Here is a 26,679-nt window from a genome sequence, read left to right on the forward strand (position 1 = left end):
GGACGGAAAATAAAAAAACCACCGTCTAATGTGAAACACAGTGGTTTTTAGTCGTTCAACGATCAAGGATTAGTTGAACTGGGTGAAATCAGGTTTACGCTTTTGCATAAATGCTGATACAGCTTCCATCATTTCTGGAGAGCCGACACGATCCATGAAAATTTCAGCTTCATGATCAATCCAAGCCACAATTACATTCACATTGTGCTTCATCAACGCTTTAGACTGTACTAAAGAGGCCAAGGGTAAAGCAGACAATTGTGCCGCTTTTTTAGCTGCTGTAGCATACACATCATCTTCAATACTGTTGACAAGGTTTGCAGCAACTGCAGTTGCACTATCAAACTTCTGAGCGGTCAGCAGTAATTCAGCAGCTTTGTGATAACCTGCTTGTTCTACCAATAATTTGCTTGAAGCACCTTCTGGAGATAAACCAAGGCTGACAAATGGAATCTGGAATAGAGCAGTATTGTCGCTATAAACCAAGTCACAATGTAACAGGATCGTTACCCCAATACCAATCGCCACACCACGTACAGCCGCAATCAACGGTTTAGAAAATTTTGCGGCAGATTTAAGTAAAATAAATGGAGGGCCTTCAGCCGCAGGTGCTTGACCTTTTTGCGCTGCAGATTTCATAAAATCTTGCATGTCATTGCCTGCGGTAAAGTCCGCATCTTCACCACGTAGAATGACAGCACGAACGCTATTGTCTAGATCTGCTTCATCTAAAGCTTTTGCGATCCATAAATAAAGTTCGCCATACAACGCATTCTTTGCTTCAGGACGGTGAATGGCTAATGTCAGTACGCCATTATCTAATTTTGCATTCAAATGTTGATGAGGTTGTTGAATACAGCTCAGTGTCATCGTACTATCCTTGCTAGAAAGTTTGGTTTAATTTTATGGGCTCATTATGTCGCATAATTTTATGATCGACACAACTGACCAGTTCATAAAAAAGTAAAAGATTTATGCCATATACATTTGATTATCTCGTATTCATTGGTCGCTTCCAGCCATTTCACTTGGCGCATATGCAAACCATTAAGATTGCTTTAGAGCAAAGTGAAAATGTCATTTTGGCTTTAGGCTCTGCGCAAAATGAACGAAATACGAAAAATCCATTTTTAGCATCTGAACGTGAAGAAATGATTTTATCGAACTTTTCAGAAGCACATCAAAAACGGATTCACTTTGTACATGTAATTGATGTTTATAATGATGTTAAATGGGTGCAATTGGTAAAAAAATTAGTGAATCATGTAGTCACACCTGAGGCGAAGGTTGGACTCATTGGCCATTTTAAAGATGATTCCTCATATTATTTACAGCTTTTTCCTGAGTGGCAAATGGTTGAGCTCGATAGCCTACAAGACGCGATGTCTGCAACACCTGTTCGTGAAGCTTATTATCGTGGGGAAATTCTAGAGCAGGCGTTTCCATTGGGAACCAGTGAGTTTTTACATAAATTCCAACAAAGTGAAATATATAAACAGTTACAACACAAATTTTTAACTCAGGACTTATCCAATTTAGACTAAGGTTCTCAGTCGAATAAAAATATTTCGACGAGGATCGAGTTCCATGGATAGAAAACAACAGACGAAACAGATTGCACGTTATGCGGTCATTAAAAATGCTTTGCTGATTGCAGGTGTTACATTTGCATTCAGTACTCAAGTGCAAGCCCAGTCATGGACATTGACACCTCAGAGTAATGTAGGCTTTGAAATTAAATCCTTAGGTGTGACCGTTGTAAGAGCTAAGTTTAATCGGGTGCAATCCAGCATGCAGTTTGATGCCAAAGCACCACAGCATGCTTCGACGAACTTTGTCATGGATGTAAATAGCCTAAGCTTAAGTAAACCTTCACTGAAAAATATGATTTTGGGTGAAGATTTGTTTTATGCATCCAAGTACAAAACCGCTAACTTTAAAAGTACCAGTTTTAAAGATTTGGGTGATGGTCAATATAATATTGCCGGAAACTTAACACTTCGCGGCATTACCAAGCCTGTTAGCTTTAGCACGACCTTAAAACCAAGTGCCAATAATGCCAATCTACTTGATGTTCAGTCCTCTGCCGTGATTAACCGAAGTGACTTTGGCATGAAAAAAGCCATTGGAGGTGTAGGCGAAAAAGTGAATATTCAACTGTCAGGGCAGTGGAAAGTGCAATAGAGGTTTCATGATCTCAAAGACCTATATTCAGGGTTATTCTAGTTCATTGCTGCTTGAGCCTTTTTAATCAAGAGATCTGTCAGCACATTTAACTGCACCGACTGCTGTTTCCAATGGTGCCAATACAAAGGCAAATCGATATTGAGTTCAGGATCCACCTCAACCAATGAGCCATCCTGCAAACGCGCTTTGGCTTGGTAATAGGGCAACCAACCATAGCCGAGTCCCATCGTAACCGCATCAAAAAATGCACTGGAAGATGGAATAAAGTGATGTGGATATTGGGTCGGATTGAGGCCAAACTTTTGTTGGATATACGCGGTGTGGAGTTGATCTTTTGCGTTAAAGATCAGTGCAGGAGCTGCACGTAGAGACTCTCGGTTAACGCCTTGTTTAAACCACTGCTGTGCAAAAGTTGGCGTGGCGACAAAACGATAGTTCATATCGCCAATGTATTCGGCTACACAGCCTTTCATGGCTTGTGATTCATCTGTCACGCAGGCATTCACCAAACCGGCTTCAAGTAAGTGATGGGTTTGTGATTGGTCATCGACCTGAAAATGCACCACGATCTTTTGTTCAATTAATGTTGACTGTAGCAACGGCAACAACCATGTCGCTAAGGAGTCGGCATTGGTTGCAATGTTGATTTGATAAAAAGCAGAGGTGTTCATATGACCCGTGAGGTTCTGAATGAAACTTTGTTCTAACAGTCGGCTATGTTGCAAATAATGTAGCAGCGATTGACCTGCTTGTGTCGAGCGGCAAGGTCTTTCCCGCACAATTAATAAATGCCCCAAACTTTTTTCTAGGCTTTGTACGCGTAAAGTGACGGCTGAAGCAGTAATGCATAGCTGTTCAGCAGCAAGGTCAAAACTTCCTGTTTCTGCCACAGCTAAAAATGCTTCGCACTGTTTATGATTCAGCATATCGGGACTCACTTTAAACTAAAAATATTTTAGTTGTATTGATATTTTCTAAATAATACTTAATTCAATGAAAAATGAAAGATAATCCTGAAATCATCAATTAAGTTGAAAAGTCAAAATGTTAAGTACATATGTACAAGGGATTGCAGTTGGGATGAGCCTCATTATTGCTATTGGGGCTCAAAATGCATTCGTGCTAAAACAGGGGCTCAAAAAGCAGTTTGTTTTTTGGGTATGTTTTGTCTGTGCACTGTCGGATTCGATTCTAATTGTCTTGGGCGTTTCTGGTTTTTCAAAAGTGCTTCAGCACTATCCTGAAATTATTCAGTTTTCCAAATGGGCAGGGGCGCTTTTCCTGTTTTGTTATGGATTCCAACATGCACTGCGGGCATTCAAATCACAGCAGGGCTTGGAGGCAAGTTCCATTGAAAAGCATCATCTAATGAATATTGTTTTGCTGTGTTTGGCGCTGACTTGGCTTAATCCGCATGTGTATTTAGATACGGTTATTTTACTGGGTTCTATTTCAACACAGTTTGAGCAACCTGCGTACTTTGCTCTAGGGGCTGTGTGTGCATCTTGGTTGTTTTTCTTTGCTTTGGGCTATGGTGCTCGTGTGCTTATCCCCATTTTTGCAAATCCGAAAGCGTGGAATGTACTGGATGCGATTATTGCTTTAGTGATGTGGGGAATCGCCATTTCACTGCTTGTGAAATGAAAAGCGTGTGCAATAAAAAACTATCAATTAGAAAATCACAAAAAACAAAGCCCGCATCTGCGGGCTTATGTACATTAAGCTTGTAATGCTTTTAAGTCTTCTAAAACTTGTTCAGCATGCCCCGCAGCTTTTACCTTACGATACTCTTTAACCAGCTTACCGTTATGGAAAATAAAAGTTGAGCGCTCAATGCCCATCACTTTTTTACCATACATATTTTTTTCTTTAATCACATCAAAGTGTTTACACAGTACTTCTTCTTTGTCGCTAATTAAATTAATGGTTAAGGTCTGCTTTTCCGTAAAATTCTGGTGCGCTTTAACCGAGTCACGTGAAACACCAATGATCGTGGTTTGTAAGGCATCAAACTGATCTTTTAAACATGAAAAACCAACGGCTTGAGTTGTGCAACCAGGCGTTGAATCTTTCGGGTAAAAGTACACAATCAGCCACTCAGTCGGCACTTCAGTTAAGTTCACTTCACCCGTTGTGGCTGGAAAGTTCTGATTTGGAAGTTGGATCGTATCAGTCATGTTCTATCCTTAAATGTCGCGTTTTTCTAATTCAATTGGTAAAAAGGCATAATTTTCGTGATACAGAATATCACCTTTAACGACCGAAAGTGGATGTTTGAAAATTGGGCCATCAATCACCGTGGTGTGGAATTCACCTGCTTCTCCGCATGGGTCAATGCCTCTTGCAACCAGTTTATCGACATATTCAAGGCTAAGTACTTGACCTAAGTCTTCAACTGTCATGCCTAAGTTTAAGTTGACAGTAACGATGATGCTTTGAAATCCAAGTCGAATAAACTCATGCACAATGTCTAAACGTGGACATTGCCACAGTGGCATGCATAAGCTGAGCTCACTTTTATCACACACAGATTGATTCCATTCAGCATGTGCCATTAAATCAATATCACCTGTGACTAAGCTTTCTGCCCCAAGAGCTTGAGCTTTTTGTAACAGTTGAATGAACTGGCTTTCATAGTCTTGCCACGTCGCAGAGGCACTGTAGATGGGAAGTCCAATTGCTTTGGCCTGCGCATGAATAATATCGAGGGACATCCCATGTGAGCGTGACTTCAGGCCTTGCTCTTCTAACATGACAATTAATGCAACAGGTTCACCCGTTTGCATAGCTTTGTATAAAGCAAGGCTGCTGTCTTTTCCACCACTATATGACGCAACAAATTTGCGATTTTGGGCGCGTGTATTCCATTGGGTGAGCATATTTTCAGGTTCTATCTATTTTGAACATATAAAAAAGCCTGCATAGAGCAGGCTTTATTCACATTCAGTGAATTATTTTTTCGGAGCAGCTTTCATTGCTTCTTCAGTTAAAGATTTTAATTTACCTGTTAACTGTGGACCGAAACATGTTTGTAAGTCATTATTTTGCTTTTGTACAAAAGCTAAAGTAGACGGGCTTTTCTTTTGGTTGATCGCACTTTGGATTTCCCATTTTTGTGCATTGGTCAACTTACCATCAGCTTCAACTGCACAAGTACAGTATTTGCTTACTTCTGCTGCACTAAGCTTTTTGCTTTTTGCAGTTTCTTCTTTACAAACATTAATTAATGCCGATTTTACATTGCTGCTTTTATACGCTTCTTGTAATTTGTTCGATTCAGCAGCATTTGAAGCTGTAGCGAACAATGCAGCTGCAGACACCAATGTAGAAAGCAAAATGTTTGATTTTAAATTTTTCATAAACTGTACCTTGTCGTTACGGTATATAACGCGTTGGGTCTGTTACGCCAGCATCTGCAAAACCTTCTTTACGAAGACGGCAGCTGTCGCATTTCCCACAAGCACGTCCTTGGTCATCTGCTTGGTAGCAAGACACCGTTTGACTATAGTCTACGCCATGTTCTATACCTAAGCGAATAATATTTGCTTTGGATAAATGTAACAGAGGTGTTTCAAATTTAAGAGGTTTTCCTTCAACGCCAACCTTGGTTGCAAGGCGAGCCATGTTGGCAAATGCCTCAATAAATTCAGGTCGACAGTCAGGATACCCTGAATAATCAACAGCATTAATACCAATCACAATGGCTTCGGCATCTAAAACTTCTGCTGCTGCTAGGGCATAAGACAAGAAAATTGTGTTACGTGCTGGAACATAAGTTACAGGAATACCAACTTGTTCATGATCTGGAACATCAATGCTATGGTCTGTTAACGCAGAACCGCCCAAATTACCTAAGTCGATATTAATGACACGATGTTCTATCCCTGCTTTTTTTGTCAGTTCGCGTGCGGCATCGAGCTCAGTGGTTGAGCGTTGACCATACATAAAGCTGAGCGCTGTACAGTCATACTGTGCTTGCGCCCATGCTAAACAAGTTGTTGAGTCTAAACCGCCAGATAACAAAACTATGGCACGAGGGCGCATACAAATTTCTCCAAATATAAATTAAAGATGAATAGGCAATGTATTAGCGACCAGTTTCGTCATTCCAAAGCAACTTGTGGAGTTGGAGTTGGAAGCAAACAGGGAGATGGTCTTCTAATATCCATTGCGCTAAGTCACGCGCAAGTTGAGGTAAACGAGCAGCACCTTTCTCAACGGCAAAAGCAGGAGAGAACCATACTGTGCTGACTTTTTCATTGAGTTTATAGTCTTCAACTTGCTGTTTTGACCATTCATAATCCTCACGGTTACAAATGACAAATTTGATTTGGTCGTGCTGGGTTAAATGGTCGAGATTCGAAAGCAAATTTCGTGCAACTTCACCTGAAGTTGGGGTTTTCAAATCTAATACTTTTGAAACACGTGGGTCAACCTTAGACACATCTAAAGCGCCACTGGTTTCTAAAGAGACTTGACAGCCGAGGTCAGCAAGACGTTGCATTAAAGGCAACGCATTGGGCTGTGCAAGAGGTTCACCACCTGTCACGCAGACATAAGGGGTTTTAAAATCAAGCGTGGTTTGAATAATCTGATCTAAAGATTGGCGTTCGCCACCTTCAAACGAGTAGGTCGTATCGCAGTATGTACAACGTAGTGGACAACCCGTTAAACGAATGAAAACTGTTGGCAGTCCCGAGGTGTTGGCTTCTCCTTGCAAAGAATAAAAGATCTCCGTGATACGTAGACCCGCAGAAGGATCAGAAACAGGGATAGCAGAAGATCGAAGCGTATTCATAGCAAAATTAAACCACAGGTTAGAAAAACAAAAATCTCTACGGCTAGTCTTAACCGTAGAGATGAGGAACTTTAGTTCCGCACGACAACTAAAAATTATTCGTCGCGTAGTAAATCGTTCAAGCTCGTTTTAGAACGTGTTTGTGCATCTACTTTTTTCACGATGATTGCAGCATACAGGCTGTAAGTACCACATTTAGAAGGTAAGCTACCTGCAACTACAACAGAACCTGCTGGTACACGACCATAGTGAATTTCGCCAGTTGCACGGTCAAAAATCTTAGTCGATTGACCAATGAACACGCCCATAGAAATTACAGAACCTTCTTCTACGATCACGCCTTCTACGATTTCAGAACGTGCGCCGATGAAGCAGTTGTCTTCAATAATCGTTGGGTTGGCTTGAAGTGGCTCAAGAACACCACCAATACCTACACCACCCGATAAGTGAACGTTTTTACCAATTTGAGCACATGAACCAACAGTTGCCCATGTGTCAACCATGGTGCCTTCGTCAACATATGCACCAATGTTCACATAAGAAGGCATTAACACCACGTTTTTCGCTTGGAAAGAACCTTTACGGGCAACCGCAGGAGGAACAACACGTACGCCAGCCGCTTTAAACTGTTCTTCAGTCCAACCTGTAAATTTGGTATCTACTTTGTCGTAGAATTGAAGGTCACATGACTCAATTGGTTTGTTGTCATTTAGTTTGAATGATAAAAGCACAGCTTTTTTCACCCATTGATGAACAACCCACTCACCATCAATTTTTTCAGCAACACGTAATGTCCCGTTATCTAAACCAGCAATGACTTCCTCAACTGCTGCACGAACTTCAGCAGGACAGTCCGCTGCTGTAAAATTCGCACGGTCTTCAAACGCTTGTTCAATAATTGTTGAAAGCTGAGACATGATCTTCCTTCCAGAAAAAAAATTTTCCTGATTTTACACTAAATTGTGCAGAGAATAGATGAAAAAACAGCATAGGATCGGAAATAATAATGAATGATTGGAAATAAGACTTTTAGAGCTGTTTGAGTAAAGGCGTTAAGTAAAGAATTGCGATTTACAACAACAAGAAAGTATAAAATATATCAAAAAATAACAAAAACAGCCCAAATCTAGAATAAAAAACAGTCAGAGGGTGTTTTAAGATGGGCTCATCAAAAAATTGTAAATGATGTAAAAAAATCTTTAATTGGAGGAGAAAAAACATGAAATCATTACGTTTAGTTGCAATCGCAGCAGCAATGTCAGCAGTCGCAGGTACAGCTTTTGCTGATGATGCAGTCGTAAAAGATGGTTATGCTTTTGACCAAAATAAATTAATTCCTACTGGTGTTCGTGCTGAAGTCGGTACAACAGGTTATGGCGGTGCTTTGTTGTGGACAGCTAACCCATATGTGGGTTTAGCTTTAGGTTACAACGGTGGTGACATTTCATGGTCAGATGATTTGTCTATTAATGGCACTAAATATGACATGGATATGGATAACAAATTGGCTTATTTAAATGCTGAGATTCGTCCATGGGGTGAAAGTACTAACCGTTGGGCACAGGGGATGTACGTTGCAGCAGGTGTGGGCTACGTTGATAATCAGTATGATTTAACTAAGCGCGTGGGTACAAATGCATCGGTAGAAGTAGACGGTAGCCGCTTCAATGGTGGTGCAAACGGTGTTAACATTGATGGTAAATTAAGTTACGATAACCAATTTGCTCCTTATGTCGGTTTAGGTTTGGCGCCAAAAATCAATGAAAACTGGGGAGTGTTTAGTGAAGTCGGTGCTTATTACACTGGTAATCCAGACGTAAATCTAAATTCTAGTAATCCTGGGTTGATCGGAAATGATGGCCGTACTCTTGGTGCAGCTCTGAGTACTCAAGAAAATGATATTTCAGAAAAAGATAAATATAAATGGTTGCCAGTAGCGAAACTAGGTGTAAGTTACCACTGGTAATATCTATTAGCTTGAGCTAAACCGAAAAACGAGCTTCGGCTCGTTTTTTGTGTCTTAAAAGCGGTGTGCCAATTTCAAATGATAAACCCAAGCATCACGTTGTTCGAGTGAAGAAAAACTTGAGATTTGCGTGATTAACGACTGTGGTTGTGTCTTTTCTGGTTTGGTAAAGTACAAATAATGCAGACCCGCAATCATAAACGTTTTAGGGTTAAAGTGATAAACCGCGCCCGTACCCACACCAACATAGCCGTCTACAGGGTTTAAGCTTGAGGCAGGATTACCCGCACCAGAATCCCACAATCCTTCCACCGCAGTGATCCATTTGGATGACCATTGATGGGCAACTCCCAAACGGGTCGACCATTGATTCTTTTGGTAATCAATCAGGTTGAACTGATTACCTAGTCCTTCAAATTGCAGAATTGCAGCAAATTGAGTGGGTTGAATTTTAAAATCTTGCCAATTGACCCATCGCAATGATCCATACAGAAAATTTTGCGCAGGTAAACCTGTGTGAAAATCTAAATTCACCGATTCTGGGGTCTGAATTTCCGTTGTTTGTTGTGGTGCAATCTCTAAAGGAAATCTCCAAAAACTTTCGCTTGCATTGGTCCTGTGTTTGATTTTAGCGCGATAGGTAATTGCTGTATTAAATGCATATTCAGGAATTTGGTAGCTTACACCTGCTAACCAACCCCACGCATGGTTTTTGGGAAAATGTGCGTGATAATCAAAAAAGGTATAGTCAACTTGTGTACCAATTTTCAGATCACCTGAAAATGACTGGTAACTCAGACCTGTAAAGAGGTTCCAATGTTGTGTGGGTTGATAGCCAATGAGCGCTGTAATATTTCTTGAGTCAAACTTAATATCTGCGTTTTCTATAGGTAAGGGTTCACCTGAAAGAATAGGACTATAGTGATAATCCACATAAACAAAATAAGGTTGGTCAAATAATAACGCCACAGAAATTTGTGGATGTGGTTGTAATTTTAATGCAGCTTGGATGAATTGTTGATGATTGACTAAATTGCCTGTTGAAAAATCTTGAACGCCTAATTCCGCAATATTTTGTTGATGCTGGACCTGACCTGAAATATTGGTATCCACGTGTAGCAAAGCGACTTCCGCATAATTACCTTTTTCAAAGAAAGCTTGAATGGATTGATTGCTGCTTTCTAAAGCTGCAGCAGAGGCATAACTTAGCGGCAGGACATACAGCAATCCGACAAAAATGTGAAATTTCATGTTTCGTCCTTGGTCTAAATTATAGAATCGTTTTTAAAATCAAATTAAGTTTTTTATTGTTGACAATATTTTATTCATTTTTCTTATGAATTAAAATCATTATTCTGATTATTTCTAGGTGTATAGAATAAGCAAGAGTTTTGCTAAAGATCAAAAAAGAGAGCCTAGGCTCTCTTATGTATTGCGGTTTTATTCTTCGGGATAGGCTATACGTTTTAAAGCTTTAATATCGGCATTTGGTGCACATAAAGAAATAAACTCATAGCCATAGCCACGTAGTAAATGTCCTTTGCGAACCGCAATCCATGTGGTGTTTAGCCCAAAAATATCAGTTTGAATTTGTTTTAAACGATAGTCACGTTCAACGTCATAAGCCACATTATTGACAATACCAACCCCCATATTCAGTTCAACATAGGTTTTAATCACATCGGCATCTAAAGCAGACATTACGATGTCGACATCCACACCAGCATCTTCAAAAGCTTTGTCAATTTTTGAACGGCCTGTGAAACCACCGTGATAGGTAATCAGTGGATATTCCGCCAAGTCTGCAATACTAATATTTTGTTTGCTTGCCAGTGGGTGATTTTGAGGGGTAATAATACTGTGCTGCCAATTATAGAACGGCACGCTAGCCAGATTGTCCTCAGTGGTCAGTGACTCAGTTGCAATACCAATATCAGCTTCACCTTGCAGAAGCATTTCGGTAATTTCAACAGGGCTGGCTTGTTGCAAAATAAGATGAACTTTTGGAAACTCTTTTTTGAATTGATTGACAATCGGCGGTAGTACATAACGCGCTTGCGTATGTGTAGTCGCAATCGTCAAAGTGCCTTCATCGACACGGTTAAAATCATCTGCAAGACGTTTAATATTGTCCGCGTCGACCAACATGCGTTCAACAATGCCCAGTAGTGCTTGACCTGGTTCAGTTAAACCCAGTAAGCGTTTGCCTTTACGAATAAAAAGCTGTACGCCTAATTCATCTTCTAGGTCTTTGATGTGCTTACTGACGCCTGACTGAGAGGTATATAGTGCAGCAGAGGCTTCGGTGAGGTTGAAGTTTTGTCTCACCGTTTCTCGAATAATTCTGAGTTGTTGAAAGTTCATAGTTTTGGATCTCTTTTATGATGAATGAGGCATTCAACATGCCCCATTCAAGTGGTCTTAAGCCGCAGGTTTTGCAAATAAATGCAAGTTTGATGGGCTTAACCATACCGTTTGATTAGGTCTAAATTGGTGTAATTTTGCTTCTTCAGAAGTCAGGGAGATTTCAATCAGTTTGCCTTGGCGATCATGGAGTTCTGCAACCACTTTGCCCGCGATCCATAATTCTCGAACGAACGTTGCTTGGATGGCATTGTCTTGCGGCTGTGCATGGATCCTTAATTCATCTGGACGGGCAAAGGCAATCACGTCGCCCGAAGGTGCATTAAGTAAAGAATCTAATTGAATACGGTCTTCACCAATTTGGATCGTCCCTGCGTTATTTTGGCCTTCGAAACGGTTCGCTTGACCTAAGAAATCAAACACAAACGGCGTTGCAGGCTTTTCATAAACCTCGCGGGGTGATCCAATTTGCTCGACATTCCCTTTATTCATCACAATGATTTGATCCGCGACTTCTAACGCTTCTTCTTGGTCATGCGTTACAAAGATTGAGGTGATATGAAGTTCATCATGCAAAGTACGTAACCAACGACGGAGCTCTTTACGTACTTTTGCATCCAAAGCACCAAAAGGCTCATCTAGTAACAGTACGCGTGGTTCAACCGCCAAAGCACGTGCCAGAGCAATACGTTGACGTTGACCGCCAGAAAGTTGTGCTGGGTAACGATCTGCCAAGAACCCCAATTGGACTAAGTCCAATAAACGCGTGACACGTTTTTTAATTTCAGCTTCAGATGGGCGTGTTGCACGTGGGCGAACACGGAGACCAAAAGCGATATTGTCAAATACAGTCATATGGCGAAACAAGGCATAGTGCTGAAATACAAAACCAACTTCACGCTCACGTACGTGTACATTGGTTGCATCTTCACCTTCTAAGATAACTTGACCGCCATCTGCGGACTCAAGTCCTGCAATAATACGAAGCAGGGTGGTTTTACCACAGCCTGATGGCCCAAGTAATGCAACCAATTGACCATCAGGAAAATCGAGAGAAATGTTATTCAGCGCATGGAAGGCACCAAAGTGTTTTTCAATATTTTTAACTTGAATACTCATGAGGTCATTCCTTTAAACTGTTGAATCATTATGTTTGTTTTGCTTTTCTTGGCGAATCTCAACCCATGTTTTTAAAACAAGGGTCACAATCGCTAAAAGCGCCAAGAGTGAAGACACAGCAAAAGCCGCACTGAAGGTATATTCGTTATAGAGAATCTCAACATGCAGAGGTAATGTATTGGTTTCACCACGAATATGGCCTGAAACGACCGATACTGCACCAAACTCACCCATGGCACGTGCATTACACAGAATGACGCCGTAAATTAAACCCCATTTGATATTGGGTAGGGTTACTTTCCAGAAGGTTTGCCAGCCTGATGCACCGAGTACAATCGCAGCTTCTTCTTCTTCAGTTCCTTGGGCTTCCATGAGAGGAATAAGTTCACGTGCAACAAAAGGAACGGTGATAAAGATTGTTGCTAATACAATGGCAGGAACGGCATACAAAATTTTGATGTCGTTATCCATAAGCCAACTACCAAACCAACCTTGCGTACCAAAAATCAGTACCAGCATTAAGCCCGCGATAACAGGGGATACTGAAAATGGCATATCAATAATTGTGGTTAAGATGGATTTACCACGAAAGTTAAATTTGGCCACACACCAAGCGGCTGCAACACCAAATACGACATTCAGTGGGACTGCAATCACCGCGGTTAATAAAGTGAGTTTGACGGCGGAGAGCGTGTCTGGATGAACCAAGGCTTGTGCATAGACGCCAACCCCTTGTTTAAAGGCCTCAACGAACACCAAAATCAGCGGTAAGATCAAACAGCTCAAAAAGAACAGCAGAGCAATCGTAATCAGGGTGTACCGAACCCAAGTTGGCTCACGTGTTGCATCACGCGATTGTAGCTTTTCAGCAAGCGCATTACTGTTGATATTCATCGTGCTGTTCTCCCTGTACGACGGCTTGCCCATGCTTGTAACAAGTTAATCAGGAATAAAATGGCAAAAGACAGCACCAACATGACGACTGCAATTGTGGTTGCACCTGCATAGTCATATTCTTCTAAGCGTGAAATAATCATGAGCGGCGCAATTTCTGTTTTAAACGGTTGGTTCCCTGCAATAAAGATAACTGAACCGTATTCACCGACGCCACGTGCAAAGGCAAGTGCAAAACCAGTAATGAGTGCTGGAAATAAAATCGGCAAAATCACTTTGGTCACAATCTGTAAACGGTTAGCACCTAATGCTGATGCTGCTTCTTCTAACTCTGTTTCCAAGTCGCTGAGGACAGGTTGTACAGTTCGCACCACAAAAGGAATACCAATAAAAATCAGTGCCAATGTAATACCAATTGGGGTATAGGCCACTTGAATCCCTAAAGGCTCAAGATACTGACCGATCCAACCTGTAGGCGCATAAAGCGAGGTGAGTGCAATACCTGCAACCGCAGTGGGTAAGGCAAACGGCAAGTCGACCAAGGCATCTACAATGCGTTTACCCGGAAAACGATAACGAACCAAACACCATGCTAGAAGGAGACCAAAAACCACATTAATAAACGCGGCGATCAGGGCTGTACTAAAACTGAGTTGCAAAGATTTTAAAATACGTTCTGAACTTAAAATTTCCCATAAACCATCCCAACCTATGCCTAAAGATTTAATAAAAACAGCGGACAACGGAATAAGAACGATTAATGACAAATATGCTAGGGTAAAGCCTAGAGAAAGACCAAATCCTGGCAGCACTCGGGATCGCTGCGACATGATTACTCCTCAAAGAGAGAAAGCTGACCTAAAAAGAGTTAGCTCAAATAAAACTGAATTTCGGCACAAGTATCATTTGCAGTGTTAAATTGCAAATTTAAATAAATACTTGCTTTCATTGTGAAAACTAATGTTTTTTAGCACATTTTCTGAAATCAAAAAATCATAAATTTCAGGGAATGGCCCAAAACCTGACGCAACATTAATATGTCCGACTTGCCCCAAGTTCTTAGGCTTAATTTTCCATGCTTTTGCCAGTTGCAGCGCATCTTGAAAATTGAGCCAAGGATCATTTTCACTGATGATCATTTGGGTAGGAACTTGTAGCTTGAGTTGGTGGAAATATTGTTGATAGTCATTTTGGCTATCACGAGCAAAACCAGCATCACCAAAGCGAGCAGGGTTGGCCGGTGCAACCAGAACTAAATTTTTAATGTTTTGATTTAGTTCAGGATGCTGTGCTAAAGCAGCGACTGTCGTTAAACAGCCAAAGCTATGCGCCACAATTTGAATCGGTTCCTGAATGGATTGAACCGTTTTGATAAATTGTTCAATCCACTCATGGAGTACGGGTTTGTTCCAATCCTGCTGCTGTACACGAGAGCATGACTTGAGCTGACGTTGTAGCCACGATTGCCAGTGGTCATGTTCACTTCCACCCACGCCCGGTACAATTACAGTATGAATCATGTCGATGCTCCCTTACAGCTATTTACTGGACTCGGTTTTATTTCGTCGTATTGGCTTTCACAATTTGGTCAAATACACCACCATTTTCAAAGTGCTGTTTTTGTACCTTAGTCCAACCGCCAAATTCTTTATCAATGGTCACCAACTTCAACGGTTTGAATGTGGCTGCATATTTTTTCAAGACAGTTGCATTACGTGGGCGATAGAAGTTTTTCGCCGCAATTTCCTGTCCAGCAGGTGAATACAAATAGTTGAGATATGCTTTCGCCAGATTCAGATTGCCGTCTTTTTCCGCATTCTTTTCAACAATGGCAACAGGTGGTTCTGCCAAAATAGATAAGGAAGGCGTCACGATTTCAAATTTACTCGGTTGTTCACGAATTGCTAAGTGCGCTTCGTTTTCCCATGCTAAGAGAACGTCACCGATACCGCGTTCAGCAAAAGTTGTGGTTGCACCGCGTGCACCTGAATCCAGCACTTTGGTATTTTTATAAATTTTACGCACGAATTCTTGTGCTTTTGCATCGTTACCCGCAGGTTGATGTTTCGCCCAAGCCCAAGCTGCTAAGTAGTTCCAGCGTGCACCACCTGAGGTTTTTGGATTTGGTGTAATAATGCCAACACCCGGCTTCACGAGGTCACCCCAGTCTTTAATGCCTTGTGGGTTGCCTTTACGGACGAGGAACACGATAGTCGAAGTATATGGTGTTGAGTTATTGGGTAATTTCTTTTGCCAGTTGGTCGGTAAAAGTTTTGCTTTTTCAGCAATTACATCGATATCTGCTGCAAGAGCAAGGGTCACCACATCGGCACCTAAACCATCAATCACTGAACGAGCTTGTTTGCCCGAGCCGCCGTGAGACTGTTTGAAGTTAATGTCTTGTCCTGTGCGTTGTTTCCAATAAGCGCCAAACTGTTTGTTGACATCTTCATACAGTTCGCGTGTTGGATCATACGACACGTTAAGGAAATCTTTTGCTGCAACACCAAAAGAAGTGACTGAAACTAGCGCTGCTAGTACCCCAATTTTTAACTTAGATAAGCTCATGTGAGACCCCAAATTTTAAACGTTCTTAAACATGAGGCAAGAATACTGTGAGTCTTATTGCTAAAAAAATAATAAAAAATGAATTTTATATGAATAAAAAAGAAAAAGAGTTCTGCTTAGAATTCATTAAACTAAAGCAGAAAATTGTTTCAGGATAGATTGGCATGCATTGCTATAAAAATGCACAAGAAATCAAACAAATAGAATTATTCGATCGTGCATTTCACTATGGAGATGGTTGTTTTAGTACAGCGCGTATCCGTGAGGGTGTGATCGAACTAGAGCCTCTACACATAGCACGCTTGAAATTGGCCTGTGAAAGACTGTTGTTGTCAGCAGATTTAGCCTTTATTCAGCACAGCATCGTGCAATTAAAACAAACCTATGCACACTTAAACGGAACACTGAAAATTATTATTAGTCGGGGTGAAGGGCAGCGCGGTTATAGTTTCCCCACACATCCTGCTGACGTTTGGGTGTTTTTCTATCCGAAAGCATCAGAGGCTTTGACATACAGCGAAATTGATTCAGGGGTACTGCAACATGCGATGGGGTTAAGCATGCCGCAAATGGTGGGTGTGAAAAGCCTAAACCGTTTAGAACAAGTTTTACTCAAACATGAAGCAGAACAACACGGCTGGTTGGAAGCTTTGGTCACAGATGTGCAAGGTTCTGTCGTTGAAGGTGTGAGCAGTAATTGTTTCATTCTGCTAAATGATCGATGGATTAGTCCCGAACTTCGTTATAATGGCGTGCATGGTGTCATGCGTGCCGAAATATTGGCACGGATGCAACAACAAGGGATGAGCTGTGAGCTGAGAATGATTGATATGGAAGAAATTCCACGCTTTCAAAGCTTATTTTTTTGCAATGCCTTGAGTCCTATGAAAATAGCCAAAAGTTTGAATCATCAGCATTTAGATGTTCAGCCGTGTATAGATTTGTTCCATCGTCTTCAACTTAATCAGATGCAGTAGTATGTCCGCAGCCAAAACCAAATCGAAAAAGAAAACGCAACCACCCCAACGAAAAATGAAAGGGTTGTTATTGATTGCTGTGAGCATCATTGTTTTATTGATGATTGTACTGTGGTCGAGTTTATTTAAATCCTATCCTGTCGAAGGTAAAAAGCAGTTATTGGCAATTAACTCTGGCGATACCTATTCTGGTTTTATTGACCGCTTAGCCAAAGAAGACATGGCTAGTTTTCCTATTATTTTAAAGCTTTACCAAAAAATATTTATTCATGACACCTTGAAAGCCGGTGTTTATGAAGTGCGTGAAGGTATGAGTATTCGCCAAGTTTTGGATATGATTTCCAATGTCGATAATGCCGAGATGAATCGTATATTGGTGATTGAGGGGACGACCTTTAAACAGTTGATCGAGGCGTTGAAAAAGGATGCGTTGGTTAAAAAGGAAGTTTCCAATTTACCCATGGATCAGCTTTTAAAAGCCTTAGATATTCCTTATACGCATGCTGAAGGGCTTTTTGCCCCCGATACTTACTTCTTCGCCAAAGGGGAGTCAGACAAAAAAATCTTAATGGATTTATACAAACGCCAAATGAAAGCTTTAGATGAAGCTTGGGCAAACCGTGCGGCAAATTTGCCGTATAAAGATAAATACGAAGCCTTGATCATGGCCTCTATCATTGAAAAAGAAACCAATGTTGACCGCGAACTGGAGCAAGTTTCAGGTGTGTTTGCGCGTCGTCTTCAACTCGGCATGCGTTTGCAAACGGACCCAACGGTGATTTATGGCATGGGCGATAAATATACAGGCAATATTACCCGCCAAGACTTGCGTACTCCAACAGCCTATAATACTTATACCATCAATGGTTTACCTCCTACGCCAATTGCTTTACCAAGTAAAAAAGCCATTGAAGCTACCATGCATCCAGACAACAGCAAAAACATCTACTTTGTTGCAACGGGCAATGGTGGGCACACATTTAGTGAGACTTTAGAGCAGCACAACCAAGCTGTAAAAGAATATCTCAGCGTTTTAAAAACCAAGAAGGATGAATAGATGTTTATTAGTTTTGAGGGCACAGAAGGTGTCGGTAAAACCACACTGATTCGCAAAATTTATGAGCATCTAGAACAACAAGGTCAGCAGGTTGTTTTAACGCGTGAGCCAGGTGGTACACCGATGGCTGAGCAAATTCGCTCACTATTATTGTCAGTCAATCATGAAGAGTCGATGTCGAATGATACTGAACTGCTGCTGATGTACGCGGCTCGTGCACAGCACTTACAACAAGTGATCATGCCTGCTTTAACGGAATATAAAACCGTATTGTGTGACCGTTTTACCGATGCCAGCTTTGCTTACCAATGTGCAGGACGTGGTTTAAGCCAGTCGAAGCTGCAACTGCTGAATGAGAACTTTGTCAGCCATATGCCAAATATCACATTTTGGCTCGATGCCCCGATTGAGACAGGCATGTCTCGTGCGCGTGAACGGGGGGCTTTAGATCGTTTTGAACAAGAAAAAGTCACTTTCTTTGAAAAAGTCAGAGTAGGTTATCAGCATTTATGGGAGCAGTATCCTGAGCGGGTCAAACGCTTGGATGCAACACAGTCACCAGAGCAGGTTTTTACACAAGCATTGCAATATTTAAACTAAAAATAAGCCTGAAATCTTATTTCAGACTGTAGTGAAATACATTTTTCTTTTATAGTCAGTGACAAAGGACTGTATGTTGAAGGGAAAATGAAAAGTAATTTAACTGAGATTGTGGCTTTTTTAGAAAAGGAATTTCCGCAAAGTTTAGAAAAATGTCGTATCGAGTCTGTCACTGAGCGCGCAGCAACAGTTGTATATCAGGTAGATGAGCGCGATTTGCGACCGGGTGGAACTGTATCAGGCCCAACCATGATGACTCTTGCAGACTATGCATTGTATATCGCCATTTTAGGAGAAATTGGGCTGGTCGGTTTAACCGTGACCACCAGTTTATCGATCAACTTTCTAAGTAAACCTGCAGCTTCAAAAAATATCCGCGGTGAATGTAAGTTAATGAAAGTTGGCAAAGCATTGGTGGTTGGGGAAGTGTGGTTGTATTCAGAGGGTAAGGATGAACCCATTGCACATGTGGTGGGAACTTATTCTATTCCACCTAAATCCTAAAATAGTGATTGAATAAAAAAAGCCTGACGAATCAGGCTTTTTTTAAATTAGTTATTCACTAAAGGGGTTTCAACTTTAAAATTTAGAGGGGTGAGTACGGTTTTACGCAGTTCATTCGACAGTTCAGGGTAATCTAAAGTGTAGTGTAGACCGCGAGATTCTTTACGCTCCATAGCACAACGCACAATCATTTCAGAGACTAAAACCAAATTACGCAGTTCAATCAGATTTTTGCTGACTTGGTAATCTTGGTAATACTCGGTAATTTCTCGCTTCAACATTTCAATGCGGTGTAGCGCACGTTCAAGACGTTTCGTGGTACGTACAATACCGACGTAGTTCCACATGGTTTGACGGAGTTCATCCCAGTTTTGCAAAATCACCACATCTTCATCAGGATTCGTCACTTGTGAGTCATCCCAAGACGGAGCAGTTGGGGATTGGTAATTTGAATCAAAACTTTTTTCGATGTGTTCTGCTGCACTCATGCCATACACAAAACATTCTAATAGTGAGTTACTGGCCATACGGTTGGCGCCATGCAAACCTGTGTACGAGGTTTCCCCAATCGCATAGAGACCTGCAATGTCAGTTTGACTATGTTCATCAACCACCACACCGCCACAGGTATAGTGCGCAGCAGGAACAACAGGAATCATTTCCTTGGTAATGTCGATGCCGAGTTCAAGTAAGCGTGCGTACAGGGTTGGGAAATGTTCTTTAATGAAACTTTCGGGCTTATGGCTAATGTCGAGCCAAACGTGACGAATACCTAAACGTTTAATTTCATAGTCAATCGCTCGCGCCACAATGTCACGTGGAGCAAGTTCTGCACGTTCATCAAAGCGCAACATAAAGCGTTCGCCATCGGGTAAACGTAAATAAGCACCTTCACCACGCATTGCTTCAGTAATGAGGAAAGAGCGTGCTTGCGGGTGGTATAAACAGGTTGGGTGGAATTGGTTAAATTCCATATTGGCCACGCGGCAACCTGCACGAAATGCCATGGCAATACCATCGCCCGTTGCAATGTCTGGGTTCGAGGTATACAGATAGGCTTTCATGGCACCGCCACACGCCAGCGCGGTGAAAGGGGCTAAAAAGGTATGTACTTTTTCAGTCTTTTCATCGAGTGCATACAGGCCTAAGGCACGATTTTGTTCTTCCAAGCCCAGTTTTTGAGAGGTAATTAAATCGATAGCGATGTAATTTTCAAAAATGGTGATGTTGTCTTTTTCAATCGCACGTTCAACTAAAGTGGTGGAAATGGCACGACCTGTAGCATCTGCGGCATGAATAATACGGCGTTGAGAATGTCCACCTTCACGCGTTAAATGCAATTGCTCTTGATCATCAAGGGTAAACTGCACGCCGTGTTTCAGTAGAAAATCAACAGAAGGTTTACCGCCTTCAACGGTTTGCTTTACGGCCTCGGTCTCACACAAGTGAGCGCCCGCAATCATGGTGTCATCAATGTGCTGTTCGATGGAATCCGTTTCATCTAAAACAGCGGCAACGCCACCTTGTGCATAGAAGGTACTTGCATCGGTCAGGTTTGATTTTGCAAGAACAGCAATATTGAAATGTTGAGGCAACGATAAGGCTAAGCTCAGGCCTGCACCGCCACTTCCCACAATAATCACATCAAAATGATGTGTTGTGTTTAAATTAGACATGTCCATCAGCTAATTTGGAAAAAGTTCGCTAATGACAGCGCTTTTTTCACGAAAAGGCAAGGGTAAAATCTCTACAATTGATGGGAAATATAAATAAAGAACGTATTTTTTAAGCAAATTTTAAGCTCTTGTTTATACAAACATAATAGAACATATTATTACCCAAGATAGACAAAGATTATGCTAAAAACGCTAATACATAAATTGATAACAAACATATAGGTCAATACTTGATATGAAAAGTCGCGCGATACAAACTGGTTTTTTTGCTGTTGCATGCACAATGGCTGCGGTGCAAACACAAGCAGCACCTGTTGATTTCTCAAACTTGGTTGAGCAAGTCAGCCCTGCTGTAGTGAGTGTAAATGTGGTTAAAAAGATGACTCAAGAAGAGTTACTGCAGCAGCAAATACCTGAGATTTTGAAGCGTTTTTTTGGTAATCAAGTCATTATTCCGCAGCAGCAAGCGCCGCAAGAAAAAACGGCTTATGGCAGCGCATTTTTTATTAGTAAAGATGGGTATTTACTGACAAACCACCACGTCGTAGAAGATGCATCGAAAGTCACGATTATGTTTAATGACCGTCGTGAACTGGATGCGACTGTAGTAGGTAGTGATGAACGAACTGATGTGGCCTTGCTTAAGGTGAATGGTACGAATTTTCCATCACTCCGTGCTGGCAATGTTGATCAATTGCGTGTAGGTGAACCTGTGCTTGCGATCGGTTCACCGTTTGGTTTTGATTACTCGGCTTCGGCAGGAATCGTGAGTGCGAAAATGCGCAATATGATGGGGGAGACATCGGTACCCTTCATTCAAACCGATGTGGCTCTCAACCCAGGAAACTCAGGCGGTCCGTTATTCAACCAACAGGGTGAAGTGGTTGGGGTGAACTCGCGTATCTTCAGTGGTACGGGCGGTTATATGGGGCTGTCTTTCTCAATTCCAATTGATGTCGCAATGGATATTGCTGACCAACTTAAGAAAACCGGCAAAGTGACCCGTTCTTATTTAGGCTTTAATCTACAAGATTTAGACCGTAATTTGGCAGAGTCTTATAATTTGCCAAAACCTGAAGGTTCATTGATTACCAATGTTCAGCCGAATTCACCTGCGCAGAAAGCGGGACTAAAAGCAGGCGATATTATTTTAAAATTCAATGGAACGCCGATTTCACGTACCTCTGAGTTATTGAACTATTTAAATCGTACTATGCCAAATCAAACGGTACAGCTTGAAGTACTGCGTGATGATAAAAAGCGTAATATATCGGCAACATTAACTACTGCACCAGATGATACACCAGCAAAATCAGATGTAGTTACACAAAGTAAAGGGCCTGTTTTAGGCATTGCTATCCGAAATTTAGCACCTGCTGAATTATCACAGCTCAATGTGAAAGGTGGTGTATTAATTCAAGAAGTGAAACGTGGCGGTGCAGCAGCACAGTCAGGTATGGCGGCTGGTGATGTGGTCACTCACATTAATAATAAAGTCGTAAAAGACACCAATGATTTTGTCCAAGCGGCATCTGAATTGAAAAAAGGTCAGGTTGCCCGCGTTGGAATCATCCGACAAGGCACACCAGCCATTTTAGGGATGCGCATCCAATAAGCGAAAAAAAACCACTCTTCGGAGTGGTTTTTTATTTTTTGCAATTTGATGATGTCTGTTATTTGCGTACACTGCCATCTTCATAAGGATATTTAGATTAAATAGAGTGTTTATGAGTAGTATTTTTGACTTAAGACTTCAGGTACAAGCAGAACATATCGACCAGTTAGGCCATGTGAATAACGTGGTTTATATGCATTGGATGCAGGATGTTGCAACAGCACATATTGATGCACTGGGTTTAGGCTTAAAAGAATATATCGAGTTAAAACATGCCATGGTTGCGGTTGAGCATCATGTACAGTACCGAAAAGCTGCGTTTAAAGAGGATGAAATACTCTTACGCACATGGTTTGACGATATAAACGCATTATATTCATCGCGCCAATATGTGTTTTATAGACCCAAAGACAATAGCATTTTATTTGTTGCTCAAACCAAGTGGGCTTGCGTAGAGATTGAAACAGGACGCGCGAAACGTATGTCACCTAGTTTTACCCAAGCTTACCAACCGCTTGCAAAAGATGTGAATGCCTTAGATTTTTCAATGGATTATTCAAAAAGCCCAGTGAAAAGCGAAAACATGTAAAAAAGCGTCAGAGTTGTGAAAAGGAAGCGTATTAATATGGATACTTTAAAAAAACCATCTGTTATAATCCTTCGCAATTTCTATTCGGCTTTTGTTGTGCATCGAAATTTGTCTGCATAACGCTTCATTTTGTTCAAGGTAGCCCATGGCGCAAGCTAAAAAATCTGTTGATATTAAAAATATCCGTAATTTCAGTATTATTGCTCACATTTATGACTGACATTAAGAAGCTATAAGACACAACTAGACGCATTAAGCCATGAAACACAATAAAAGCCTTTAATTAGGCTTTTTTTATGCGTCACTATAAGACACAATGAAACACTAATGGAAACTATGAGCCAACCTAAATATGTACACAACCGTGTACATATTTAGCAATATGGCACAAGTTTGACGGATCTAGTGTGTACATGGTGATATATGGCGATTTCAGAGGCTTGGCTAAAAGCTCAACTTGGTAAAGACAGAGAAAAAATAGAAGAGTTTGCCGATCGCGATGCTATGAGCGTTCGTATTACTCCAAAAGGTAAAATCGTCTTTCAACTACGCTACAGGTATAACGGCAAGCAGCATCGACTAGATCTTGGCTCATATCCAAATTTAACATTGAAAAATGCGCGCGTAGAATCAGATCGTCTTAGAGCAGAACTTGAAAAAGGGCTTGATCCCAAACAGGTAAGATTGAAAGAGAAGGTGAGCATTAGAGATGCATACACACTAGAGACTTTGTTTTATGAATGGTATGAGAAATTCTGTGTACCCAATAAATCTAGTCATAATGAGATAAAGCGCTCTTTTGAGATATACGTGCTTCCAAATATTGGCAAACAGAATAGTGATGATGTAAGCGCATATCAGTGGCTGTCATTACTGGAGGATGTAGCAAAGAAATCGCCTTCCATTTCTGCCCGTCTTTTGATTAACGCAAACCAGTGCCTCAAGTGGGGGCAGAAGCGCGGTTTAATCTCAGTCAATCATCTAATGAATGTTTCAGCCAAGCATGACCTGCGTATTGAAAAAGGCGTAAAAGAACGAGCGCTGAGTGACAAGGAAATCTATTTAACTTGGTATGCCCTAAAGCGAACCAAGATGACTTATAAAAATAAGCTGTTTCTCACACTCTTGATTATCTACGGCTGTCGTGTGGGTGAGCTTAAGCTTGCTAAAAAATCTCATTTTGATTTAAAAGAGATGATATGGACTGTTCCTTCTGAAAATCACAAAACAGGGAAGAAAAGTAAAAAGCCGATTTTAAGACCAATTACGGAAAATATTAAACCCTACTTGCTTGAAGCAATGGAATTCAGCCAAGGTTCTGAGTACTTGTTTACAATTGATGGGACTACAAGGCCGCTAGGTGAGACATCCCATCTCACAATGCCAAACAACATTTTCCAATGGCTTAAGAGGCATAAAGGTGTTGATCTGGAGCACTGGTCTGTACACGATCTTCGTAGAACTATGCGTACCAATATGTCAACGATTGCACAGCCTCACGTATGTGAGATCATGTTGGGGCATGCACTTCCAAAGATATGGGGTACATACGATAAGCATGATTATTTATCAGAGCAGAAAGAAGCCTACGAGAAGTGGGTGGATAGACTGGAATCAATTTGGAAGAATGAAGCGCTAGATAACTAGCGCTTTTTTTTGTAGTGGCCACGATTCATACCAACCCAAAAGTTTGCCTGAATCATAGTTATTTCCTGCGCCTCTGCATTCAGAAAAGGGTTTAGGCATTGGGTTTTCATAAAGCTCACCATTCTGCCAACGGTTTAGAGTTCGTGACGACCTGCCAAAAATTTCCTCTAAGTCGGGGGTTTTTAGTACTGGGCGTGAACAAAGTGCCTCTTTAATAGTCATTCCTTCAAACTTATTCATAATGCCTCCTTCTTAATATCAATTAACTCAAACGGTAATTTGGTATCCAAGCCCTTGCATTCATCCTTATATCCAAAACGGCTTTGTTGCATAAATATGTAAGCATCTGATTTAAATAAATTTAATTTTGGATCAAAAAATAATCAAAACTTTTAAAATCATATAGTTATGAAATCTTTGTGCAACAAAGCCATCCAAAACTTACAAGGATGTGATAAAGGGCAGAAGCTTGCTCCGCCGTGAATGTTTTGGTTGTGCCTGACTGCCCTATGACGAGTGGTGCAAATTCTTCGGCAAGGTCTTGGGCGATGAGTTGGAGGTTAGTCATATGAGTCGGCTCCAATTTCATAAAAGTAATCCAGTGAGTGTTTGCTCGCTTCCCACTGATGTGTCCGAAGACAGGCTTTTGATCAGTCAAAGCTAAAATTTCACTGACTTTAATTTGTGTTTCATTCCACTTAAAAATCAGAACACCGCCGTTGGCCAACACACGGAAACATTCCTCAAATCCTTTTTGAATATCTGCCCGCCAGTTTTCTTTCAATTTTCCATACTTCAAAGCAAGCCAGCTTTCTTTTCCTGCCTTGATCAAATGTGGCGGATCAAATACAACTAAATTGAATTGACCATCTTTGAATGGCATTGCACGAAAATCCATTTCAATATCAGGCGACACCTCAAGAGAGCGCCCATCACATAAAATGTGCTTTTCTGTACGAATATCTCCGAATACGACATTTGGATTTGTACGATCAAAATGCATCATGCGAGAGCCGCAGCAGGGATCAAGGATTTTGGCATTCATGACTTTGCTCCTGTGCTTCATCCAATACTTCTGCAATATCTGCAAAACTCACATAATCGTCACCAAGTGCTTTTTTACCAAAACTGTCCATATTTGCCATAAGTTGAGCAAGTTGATGCTTATCAACCAAAACAAAACCTTCCGGCACCGCTTGGGCTTTGGCATCACGTTTTGCACGTAACCACATAACCCACCCAGTATTTAAAGCTTCGTAAGCAACTTTTCGATCCTCATCATCAGTGTTGTTTACACACTCACTTTTGATTTCATAATCACCCGTATTTTCATTAAAGTTGAAAAACGGTAGAAGGTGAGAGTGAATGAACTCAGCTTCAAATAAAGGTTTTTGTTCACGCCATACAGCTTGTTTTTCTGAAATATCCATCACGCCACCTCATAGAAGCGCTTAGCTTCATCAAAATCAGAAGTAATTAACTCAACACCATCTTTGTAGCAGTGCACGATTTCACCGTACTTAAAAGCTTGTTCAGCCTGCTGCATGTTTTTGCACTGGTACATCGGTTCTTTAAACCAGTCTTCTGTATAAAACATTTGTTTCTGGTGTTCTTCGGTTGTACCTTCCCACTCTTGAACCTGAAAATACTCATCAAATGACTCAATCATGAACTCATTACCTTCAGCTTTAGTCATTGCTCTGTAGCGAGCCAAAGCACGTTCAGCAATTTCTTTTGATGCAGCAGGTGATTGCTCATGAGTACTATCATCTTCAGGACAGATTCCTATGCACCACAATTTATTATTTTCCATCACGCCACCTCGATTTCTCGTTTATTTCGAGCGAAAAGCGCATAACGTGGAAGCCGTATGAAGATTTAATGAGTTTGGCGCTTGAATCTGCAATTGATGAAGCATCGAATGCAATTAAAAAGTACAAGAAAAATACTTACAAAGAAATGCGAGCATAGGGCTATCATTATTCTGATGACCAAGGTATAGTTTCACTATACTGGTCGTATTACGCAGTTTTTGACCATGACTAAATTAAGCTCATCAAACGATGGGCTTTTTTTGACATCATTTATTCATAAAATTAAGTGATAATGCCTTTTTTG

30 protein-coding genes and 2 pseudogenes are annotated in these 26,679 nt (G+C 41.1%); 12 read left to right on the forward strand and 20 right to left on the reverse strand.

Features of this window, described 5'->3' with window-relative positions:
* Nucleotides 1-69: 69 nt before the first annotated feature.
* Nucleotides 70-870 (reverse strand): enoyl-CoA hydratase-related protein, encoded by an 801-nt coding sequence (locus ACF8FD_RS12745; RefSeq protein ID WP_234303779.1) that lies wholly within the window; start codon nt 868-870, stop codon nt 70-72.
* A gap of 104 nt (nt 871-974) precedes the next feature.
* Here ACF8FD_RS12745 and ACF8FD_RS12750 point away from each other — a divergent pair, with 104 nt between their 5' ends.
* Both ACF8FD_RS12750 and ACF8FD_RS12755 read left to right on the forward strand, forming a co-directional pair.
* Entirely contained in the window at nt 975-1,544 is a 570-nt protein-coding gene (locus ACF8FD_RS12750) for a nicotinate-nicotinamide nucleotide adenylyltransferase (protein ID WP_148826347.1), read from the forward strand.
* Between the two features lie 43 nt (nt 1,545-1,587).
* Complete coding sequence (locus ACF8FD_RS12755) at nt 1,588-2,184, forward strand: YceI family protein (protein ID WP_234303778.1); 597 nt, start codon at nt 1,588-1,590, stop codon at nt 2,182-2,184.
* A gap of 38 nt (nt 2,185-2,222) precedes the next feature.
* Here ACF8FD_RS12755 and ACF8FD_RS12760 read toward each other — a convergent pair whose 3' ends face one another.
* Nucleotides 2,223-3,113: a LysR family transcriptional regulator ArgP gene (locus ACF8FD_RS12760; RefSeq protein WP_205666830.1), complete on the reverse strand. Its 891-nt coding sequence runs from the start codon at nt 3,111-3,113 to the stop codon at nt 2,223-2,225.
* A 118-nt stretch (nt 3,114-3,231) separates the two neighbouring features.
* Between ACF8FD_RS12760 and ACF8FD_RS12765 the strand changes: the two genes are divergently transcribed.
* Entirely contained in the window at nt 3,232-3,831 is a 600-nt protein-coding gene (locus ACF8FD_RS12765) for a LysE/ArgO family amino acid transporter (RefSeq protein ID WP_205666829.1), read from the forward strand.
* 74 nt (nt 3,832-3,905) lie between these two features.
* On the opposite strand, the gene ACF8FD_RS12770 is transcribed toward ACF8FD_RS12765, so the two are convergent.
* The 6 genes from ACF8FD_RS12770 to dapD all read right to left on the reverse strand — a co-directional run bounded on the left by ACF8FD_RS12770 (nt 3,906) and on the right by dapD (nt 7,902).
* Entirely contained in the window at nt 3,906-4,364 is a 459-nt protein-coding gene (locus ACF8FD_RS12770; RefSeq protein WP_205666828.1) for a peroxiredoxin, read from the reverse strand.
* Between the two features lie 9 nt (nt 4,365-4,373).
* Nucleotides 4,374-5,066: a diphthine--ammonia ligase gene (locus ACF8FD_RS12775; protein ID WP_279678910.1), complete on the reverse strand. Its 693-nt coding sequence runs from the start codon at nt 5,064-5,066 to the stop codon at nt 4,374-4,376.
* Nucleotides 5,067-5,138: 72 nt separating this feature from the next.
* Nucleotides 5,139-5,546, reverse strand: a complete 408-nt coding sequence (locus tag ACF8FD_RS12780; RefSeq protein WP_004980581.1) for a hypothetical protein — start codon at nt 5,544-5,546, stop codon at nt 5,139-5,141.
* A gap of 16 nt (nt 5,547-5,562) precedes the next feature.
* Nucleotides 5,563-6,231 carry a 7-cyano-7-deazaguanine synthase QueC gene (gene queC, locus ACF8FD_RS12785; protein WP_205666826.1) on the reverse strand — a complete coding sequence of 223 codons (669 nt, stop codon included), beginning with the start codon at nt 6,229-6,231 and terminating at the stop codon, nt 5,563-5,565.
* Between the two features lie 43 nt (nt 6,232-6,274).
* Complete coding sequence (gene queE, locus ACF8FD_RS12790) at nt 6,275-6,985, reverse strand: 7-carboxy-7-deazaguanine synthase QueE (RefSeq protein WP_058869346.1); 711 nt, start codon at nt 6,983-6,985, stop codon at nt 6,275-6,277.
* Between the two features lie 95 nt (nt 6,986-7,080).
* A complete protein-coding gene (gene dapD / locus ACF8FD_RS12795) occupies nt 7,081-7,902 on the reverse strand; it encodes a 2,3,4,5-tetrahydropyridine-2,6-dicarboxylate N-succinyltransferase (protein ID WP_004693827.1) in 822 nt (273 codons plus the stop codon).
* A gap of 302 nt (nt 7,903-8,204) precedes the next feature.
* Between dapD and carO the strand changes: the two genes are divergently transcribed.
* Entirely contained in the window at nt 8,205-8,951 is a 747-nt protein-coding gene (gene carO, locus ACF8FD_RS12800; RefSeq protein WP_279678909.1) for an ornithine uptake porin CarO type 2, read from the forward strand.
* A gap of 54 nt (nt 8,952-9,005) precedes the next feature.
* Here the strand turns inward: carO and ACF8FD_RS12805 are convergent, their stop codons facing one another.
* From ACF8FD_RS12805 to ACF8FD_RS12835, 7 genes are all read right to left on the reverse strand, one after another.
* Nucleotides 9,006-10,202, reverse strand: a complete 1,197-nt coding sequence (locus ACF8FD_RS12805) for an outer membrane protein transport protein (RefSeq protein WP_279678908.1) — start codon at nt 10,200-10,202, stop codon at nt 9,006-9,008.
* A gap of 189 nt (nt 10,203-10,391) precedes the next feature.
* Entirely contained in the window at nt 10,392-11,315 is a 924-nt protein-coding gene (locus ACF8FD_RS12810) for a CysB family HTH-type transcriptional regulator (protein ID WP_125280462.1), read from the reverse strand.
* A gap of 57 nt (nt 11,316-11,372) precedes the next feature.
* Nucleotides 11,373-12,434 (reverse strand): sulfate/molybdate ABC transporter ATP-binding protein, encoded by a 1,062-nt coding sequence (locus ACF8FD_RS12815; RefSeq protein ID WP_004980568.1) that lies wholly within the window; start codon nt 12,432-12,434, stop codon nt 11,373-11,375.
* 12 nt (nt 12,435-12,446) lie between these two features.
* On the reverse strand, nt 12,447-13,328 hold the full coding sequence (cysW, locus tag ACF8FD_RS12820) for a sulfate ABC transporter permease subunit CysW (RefSeq protein ID WP_004693818.1): 882 nt from the start codon (nt 13,326-13,328) through the stop codon (nt 12,447-12,449).
* The gene (cysT, locus tag ACF8FD_RS12825) at nt 13,325-14,158 is read right to left on the reverse strand and encodes a sulfate ABC transporter permease subunit CysT (RefSeq protein WP_004693816.1); all 834 of its coding nucleotides are present in this window, start codon (nt 14,156-14,158) and stop codon (nt 13,325-13,327) included. Before cysT ends, cysW begins: the two co-directional genes overlap by 4 nt.
* An 84-nt stretch (nt 14,159-14,242) precedes the next feature.
* The gene (locus ACF8FD_RS12830) at nt 14,243-14,848 is read right to left on the reverse strand and encodes an alpha/beta hydrolase (RefSeq protein ID WP_183176176.1); all 606 of its coding nucleotides are present in this window, start codon (nt 14,846-14,848) and stop codon (nt 14,243-14,245) included.
* Between the two features lie 37 nt (nt 14,849-14,885).
* Nucleotides 14,886-15,896: a sulfate ABC transporter substrate-binding protein gene (locus ACF8FD_RS12835; RefSeq protein WP_234303772.1), complete on the reverse strand. Its 1,011-nt coding sequence runs from the start codon at nt 15,894-15,896 to the stop codon at nt 14,886-14,888.
* Nucleotides 15,897-16,060: 164 nt separating this feature from the next.
* Here ACF8FD_RS12835 and pabC point away from each other — a divergent pair, with 164 nt between their 5' ends.
* From pabC to ACF8FD_RS12855, 4 genes are all read left to right on the forward strand, one after another.
* On the forward strand, nt 16,061-16,873 hold the full coding sequence (gene pabC / locus ACF8FD_RS12840; RefSeq protein WP_234303771.1) for an aminodeoxychorismate lyase: 813 nt from the start codon (nt 16,061-16,063) through the stop codon (nt 16,871-16,873).
* A 55-nt stretch (nt 16,874-16,928) separates the two neighbouring features.
* Nucleotides 16,929-17,930, forward strand: coding sequence for an endolytic transglycosylase MltG (gene mltG, locus ACF8FD_RS12845; RefSeq protein ID WP_373863456.1), 1,002 nt, complete (start codon nt 16,929-16,931; stop codon nt 17,928-17,930).
* The gene (gene tmk, locus ACF8FD_RS12850) at nt 17,931-18,530 is read left to right on the forward strand and encodes a dTMP kinase (RefSeq protein ID WP_279678906.1); all 600 of its coding nucleotides are present in this window, start codon (nt 17,931-17,933) and stop codon (nt 18,528-18,530) included.
* 87 nt (nt 18,531-18,617) lie between these two features.
* Nucleotides 18,618-19,034, forward strand: a complete 417-nt coding sequence (locus tag ACF8FD_RS12855; RefSeq protein ID WP_058869356.1) for a PaaI family thioesterase — start codon at nt 18,618-18,620, stop codon at nt 19,032-19,034.
* Between the two features lie 47 nt (nt 19,035-19,081).
* On the opposite strand, the gene nadB is transcribed toward ACF8FD_RS12855, so the two are convergent.
* Nucleotides 19,082-20,716 carry an L-aspartate oxidase gene (gene nadB / locus ACF8FD_RS12860; protein ID WP_224466720.1) on the reverse strand — a complete coding sequence of 545 codons (1,635 nt, stop codon included), beginning with the start codon at nt 20,714-20,716 and terminating at the stop codon, nt 19,082-19,084.
* A 229-nt stretch (nt 20,717-20,945) separates the two neighbouring features.
* On the opposite strand from nadB, the gene ACF8FD_RS12865 reads away from it, so the two are divergent.
* The 4 genes and pseudogenes from ACF8FD_RS12865 (at nt 20,946) to ACF8FD_RS12880 (ending at nt 24,561) form a co-directional block, all read left to right on the forward strand.
* Nucleotides 20,946-22,325 (forward strand): Do family serine endopeptidase, encoded by a 1,380-nt coding sequence (locus tag ACF8FD_RS12865; protein ID WP_114837088.1) that lies wholly within the window; start codon nt 20,946-20,948, stop codon nt 22,323-22,325.
* Between the two features lie 112 nt (nt 22,326-22,437).
* Nucleotides 22,438-22,914, forward strand: a complete 477-nt coding sequence (locus tag ACF8FD_RS12870) for a thioesterase family protein (RefSeq protein WP_058869358.1) — start codon at nt 22,438-22,440, stop codon at nt 22,912-22,914.
* A 145-nt stretch (nt 22,915-23,059) separates the two neighbouring features.
* Nucleotides 23,060-23,125 (forward strand): annotated as a pseudogene (locus ACF8FD_RS12875) (hypothetical protein); the annotation flags it as partial.
* Nucleotides 23,126-23,337: 212 nt separating this feature from the next.
* Entirely contained in the window at nt 23,338-24,561 is a 1,224-nt protein-coding gene (locus ACF8FD_RS12880; protein WP_234303767.1) for a site-specific integrase, read from the forward strand.
* On the opposite strand, the gene ACF8FD_RS12885 is transcribed toward ACF8FD_RS12880, so the two are convergent.
* From ACF8FD_RS12885 to ACF8FD_RS12900, 4 genes and pseudogenes are all read right to left on the reverse strand, one after another.
* Entirely contained in the window at nt 24,550-24,801 is a 252-nt protein-coding gene (locus tag ACF8FD_RS12885; RefSeq protein WP_004693796.1) for a hypothetical protein, read from the reverse strand. The genes ACF8FD_RS12880 and ACF8FD_RS12885 overlap by 12 nt on opposite strands.
* Nucleotides 24,802-25,138: 337 nt before the next feature.
* Nucleotides 25,139-25,606 (reverse strand): annotated as a pseudogene (locus ACF8FD_RS12890) (SAM-dependent methyltransferase); the annotation flags it as partial.
* Nucleotides 25,587-25,991 (reverse strand): hypothetical protein, encoded by a 405-nt coding sequence (locus ACF8FD_RS12895; RefSeq protein ID WP_234303766.1) that lies wholly within the window; start codon nt 25,989-25,991, stop codon nt 25,587-25,589. The gene ACF8FD_RS12895 and the pseudogene ACF8FD_RS12890, both read right to left, overlap by 20 nt.
* Nucleotides 25,991-26,374 carry a hypothetical protein gene (locus ACF8FD_RS12900; RefSeq protein WP_004695858.1) on the reverse strand — a complete coding sequence of 128 codons (384 nt, stop codon included), beginning with the start codon at nt 26,372-26,374 and terminating at the stop codon, nt 25,991-25,993. The genes ACF8FD_RS12895 and ACF8FD_RS12900 overlap by 1 nt, the downstream gene beginning before the upstream one ends.
* Between the last annotated feature and the right edge of the window lie 305 nt (nt 26,375-26,679).

This window comes from Acinetobacter sp. TYF_19 (genome assembly GCF_043105125.1).
Taxonomy (GTDB): Bacteria; Pseudomonadota; Gammaproteobacteria; order Pseudomonadales; family Moraxellaceae; genus Acinetobacter; species Acinetobacter johnsonii.

What these genes read in the sequence shown, in the direction of transcription:
- ACF8FD_RS12745 (WP_234303779.1), bottom strand. Translation starts at nt 870, where the DNA reads ATGACACTGAGCTGTATTCAACAACCTCATCAACATTTGAATGCAAAA.
- ACF8FD_RS12750 (WP_148826347.1), top strand. Translation starts at nt 975, where the DNA reads ATGCCATATACATTTGATTATCTCGTATTCATTGGTCGCTTCCAGCCA.
- ACF8FD_RS12755 (WP_234303778.1), top strand. Translation starts at nt 1,588, where the DNA reads ATGGATAGAAAACAACAGACGAAACAGATTGCACGTTATGCGGTCATT.
- ACF8FD_RS12760 (WP_205666830.1), bottom strand. Translation starts at nt 3,113, where the DNA reads ATGCTGAATCATAAACAGTGCGAAGCATTTTTAGCTGTGGCAGAAACA.
- ACF8FD_RS12765 (WP_205666829.1), top strand. Translation starts at nt 3,232, where the DNA reads ATGTTAAGTACATATGTACAAGGGATTGCAGTTGGGATGAGCCTCATT.
- ACF8FD_RS12770 (WP_205666828.1), bottom strand. Translation starts at nt 4,364, where the DNA reads ATGACTGATACGATCCAACTTCCAAATCAGAACTTTCCAGCCACAACG.
- ACF8FD_RS12775 (WP_279678910.1), bottom strand. Translation starts at nt 5,066, where the DNA reads ATGCTCACCCAATGGAATACACGCGCCCAAAATCGCAAATTTGTTGCG.
- ACF8FD_RS12780 (WP_004980581.1), bottom strand. Translation starts at nt 5,546, where the DNA reads ATGAAAAATTTAAAATCAAACATTTTGCTTTCTACATTGGTGTCTGCA.
- queC (WP_205666826.1), bottom strand. Translation starts at nt 6,231, where the DNA reads ATGCGCCCTCGTGCCATAGTTTTGTTATCTGGCGGTTTAGACTCAACA.
- queE (WP_058869346.1), bottom strand. Translation starts at nt 6,985, where the DNA reads ATGAATACGCTTCGATCTTCTGCTATCCCTGTTTCTGATCCTTCTGCG.
- dapD (WP_004693827.1), bottom strand. Translation starts at nt 7,902, where the DNA reads ATGTCTCAGCTTTCAACAATTATTGAACAAGCGTTTGAAGACCGTGCG.
- carO (WP_279678909.1), top strand. Translation starts at nt 8,205, where the DNA reads ATGAAATCATTACGTTTAGTTGCAATCGCAGCAGCAATGTCAGCAGTC.
- ACF8FD_RS12805 (WP_279678908.1), bottom strand. Translation starts at nt 10,202, where the DNA reads ATGAAATTTCACATTTTTGTCGGATTGCTGTATGTCCTGCCGCTAAGT.
- ACF8FD_RS12810 (WP_125280462.1), bottom strand. Translation starts at nt 11,315, where the DNA reads ATGAACTTTCAACAACTCAGAATTATTCGAGAAACGGTGAGACAAAAC.
- ACF8FD_RS12815 (WP_004980568.1), bottom strand. Translation starts at nt 12,434, where the DNA reads ATGAGTATTCAAGTTAAAAATATTGAAAAACACTTTGGTGCCTTCCAT.
- cysW (WP_004693818.1), bottom strand. Translation starts at nt 13,328, where the DNA reads ATGAATATCAACAGTAATGCGCTTGCTGAAAAGCTACAATCGCGTGAT.
- cysT (WP_004693816.1), bottom strand. Translation starts at nt 14,158, where the DNA reads ATGTCGCAGCGATCCCGAGTGCTGCCAGGATTTGGTCTTTCTCTAGGC.
- ACF8FD_RS12830 (WP_183176176.1), bottom strand. Translation starts at nt 14,848, where the DNA reads ATGATTCATACTGTAATTGTACCGGGCGTGGGTGGAAGTGAACATGAC.
- ACF8FD_RS12835 (WP_234303772.1), bottom strand. Translation starts at nt 15,896, where the DNA reads ATGAGCTTATCTAAGTTAAAAATTGGGGTACTAGCAGCGCTAGTTTCA.
- pabC (WP_234303771.1), top strand. Translation starts at nt 16,061, where the DNA reads ATGCATTGCTATAAAAATGCACAAGAAATCAAACAAATAGAATTATTC.
- mltG (WP_373863456.1), top strand. Translation starts at nt 16,929, where the DNA reads ATGAAAGGGTTGTTATTGATTGCTGTGAGCATCATTGTTTTATTGATG.
- tmk (WP_279678906.1), top strand. Translation starts at nt 17,931, where the DNA reads ATGTTTATTAGTTTTGAGGGCACAGAAGGTGTCGGTAAAACCACACTG.
- ACF8FD_RS12855 (WP_058869356.1), top strand. Translation starts at nt 18,618, where the DNA reads ATGAAAAGTAATTTAACTGAGATTGTGGCTTTTTTAGAAAAGGAATTT.
- nadB (WP_224466720.1), bottom strand. Translation starts at nt 20,716, where the DNA reads ATGGACATGTCTAATTTAAACACAACACATCATTTTGATGTGATTATT.
- ACF8FD_RS12865 (WP_114837088.1), top strand. Translation starts at nt 20,946, where the DNA reads ATGAAAAGTCGCGCGATACAAACTGGTTTTTTTGCTGTTGCATGCACA.
- ACF8FD_RS12870 (WP_058869358.1), top strand. Translation starts at nt 22,438, where the DNA reads ATGAGTAGTATTTTTGACTTAAGACTTCAGGTACAAGCAGAACATATC.
- ACF8FD_RS12880 (WP_234303767.1), top strand. Translation starts at nt 23,338, where the DNA reads ATGGCGATTTCAGAGGCTTGGCTAAAAGCTCAACTTGGTAAAGACAGA.
- ACF8FD_RS12885 (WP_004693796.1), bottom strand. Translation starts at nt 24,801, where the DNA reads ATGAATAAGTTTGAAGGAATGACTATTAAAGAGGCACTTTGTTCACGC.
- ACF8FD_RS12895 (WP_234303766.1), bottom strand. Translation starts at nt 25,991, where the DNA reads ATGGATATTTCAGAAAAACAAGCTGTATGGCGTGAACAAAAACCTTTA.
- ACF8FD_RS12900 (WP_004695858.1), bottom strand. Translation starts at nt 26,374, where the DNA reads ATGGAAAATAATAAATTGTGGTGCATAGGAATCTGTCCTGAAGATGAT.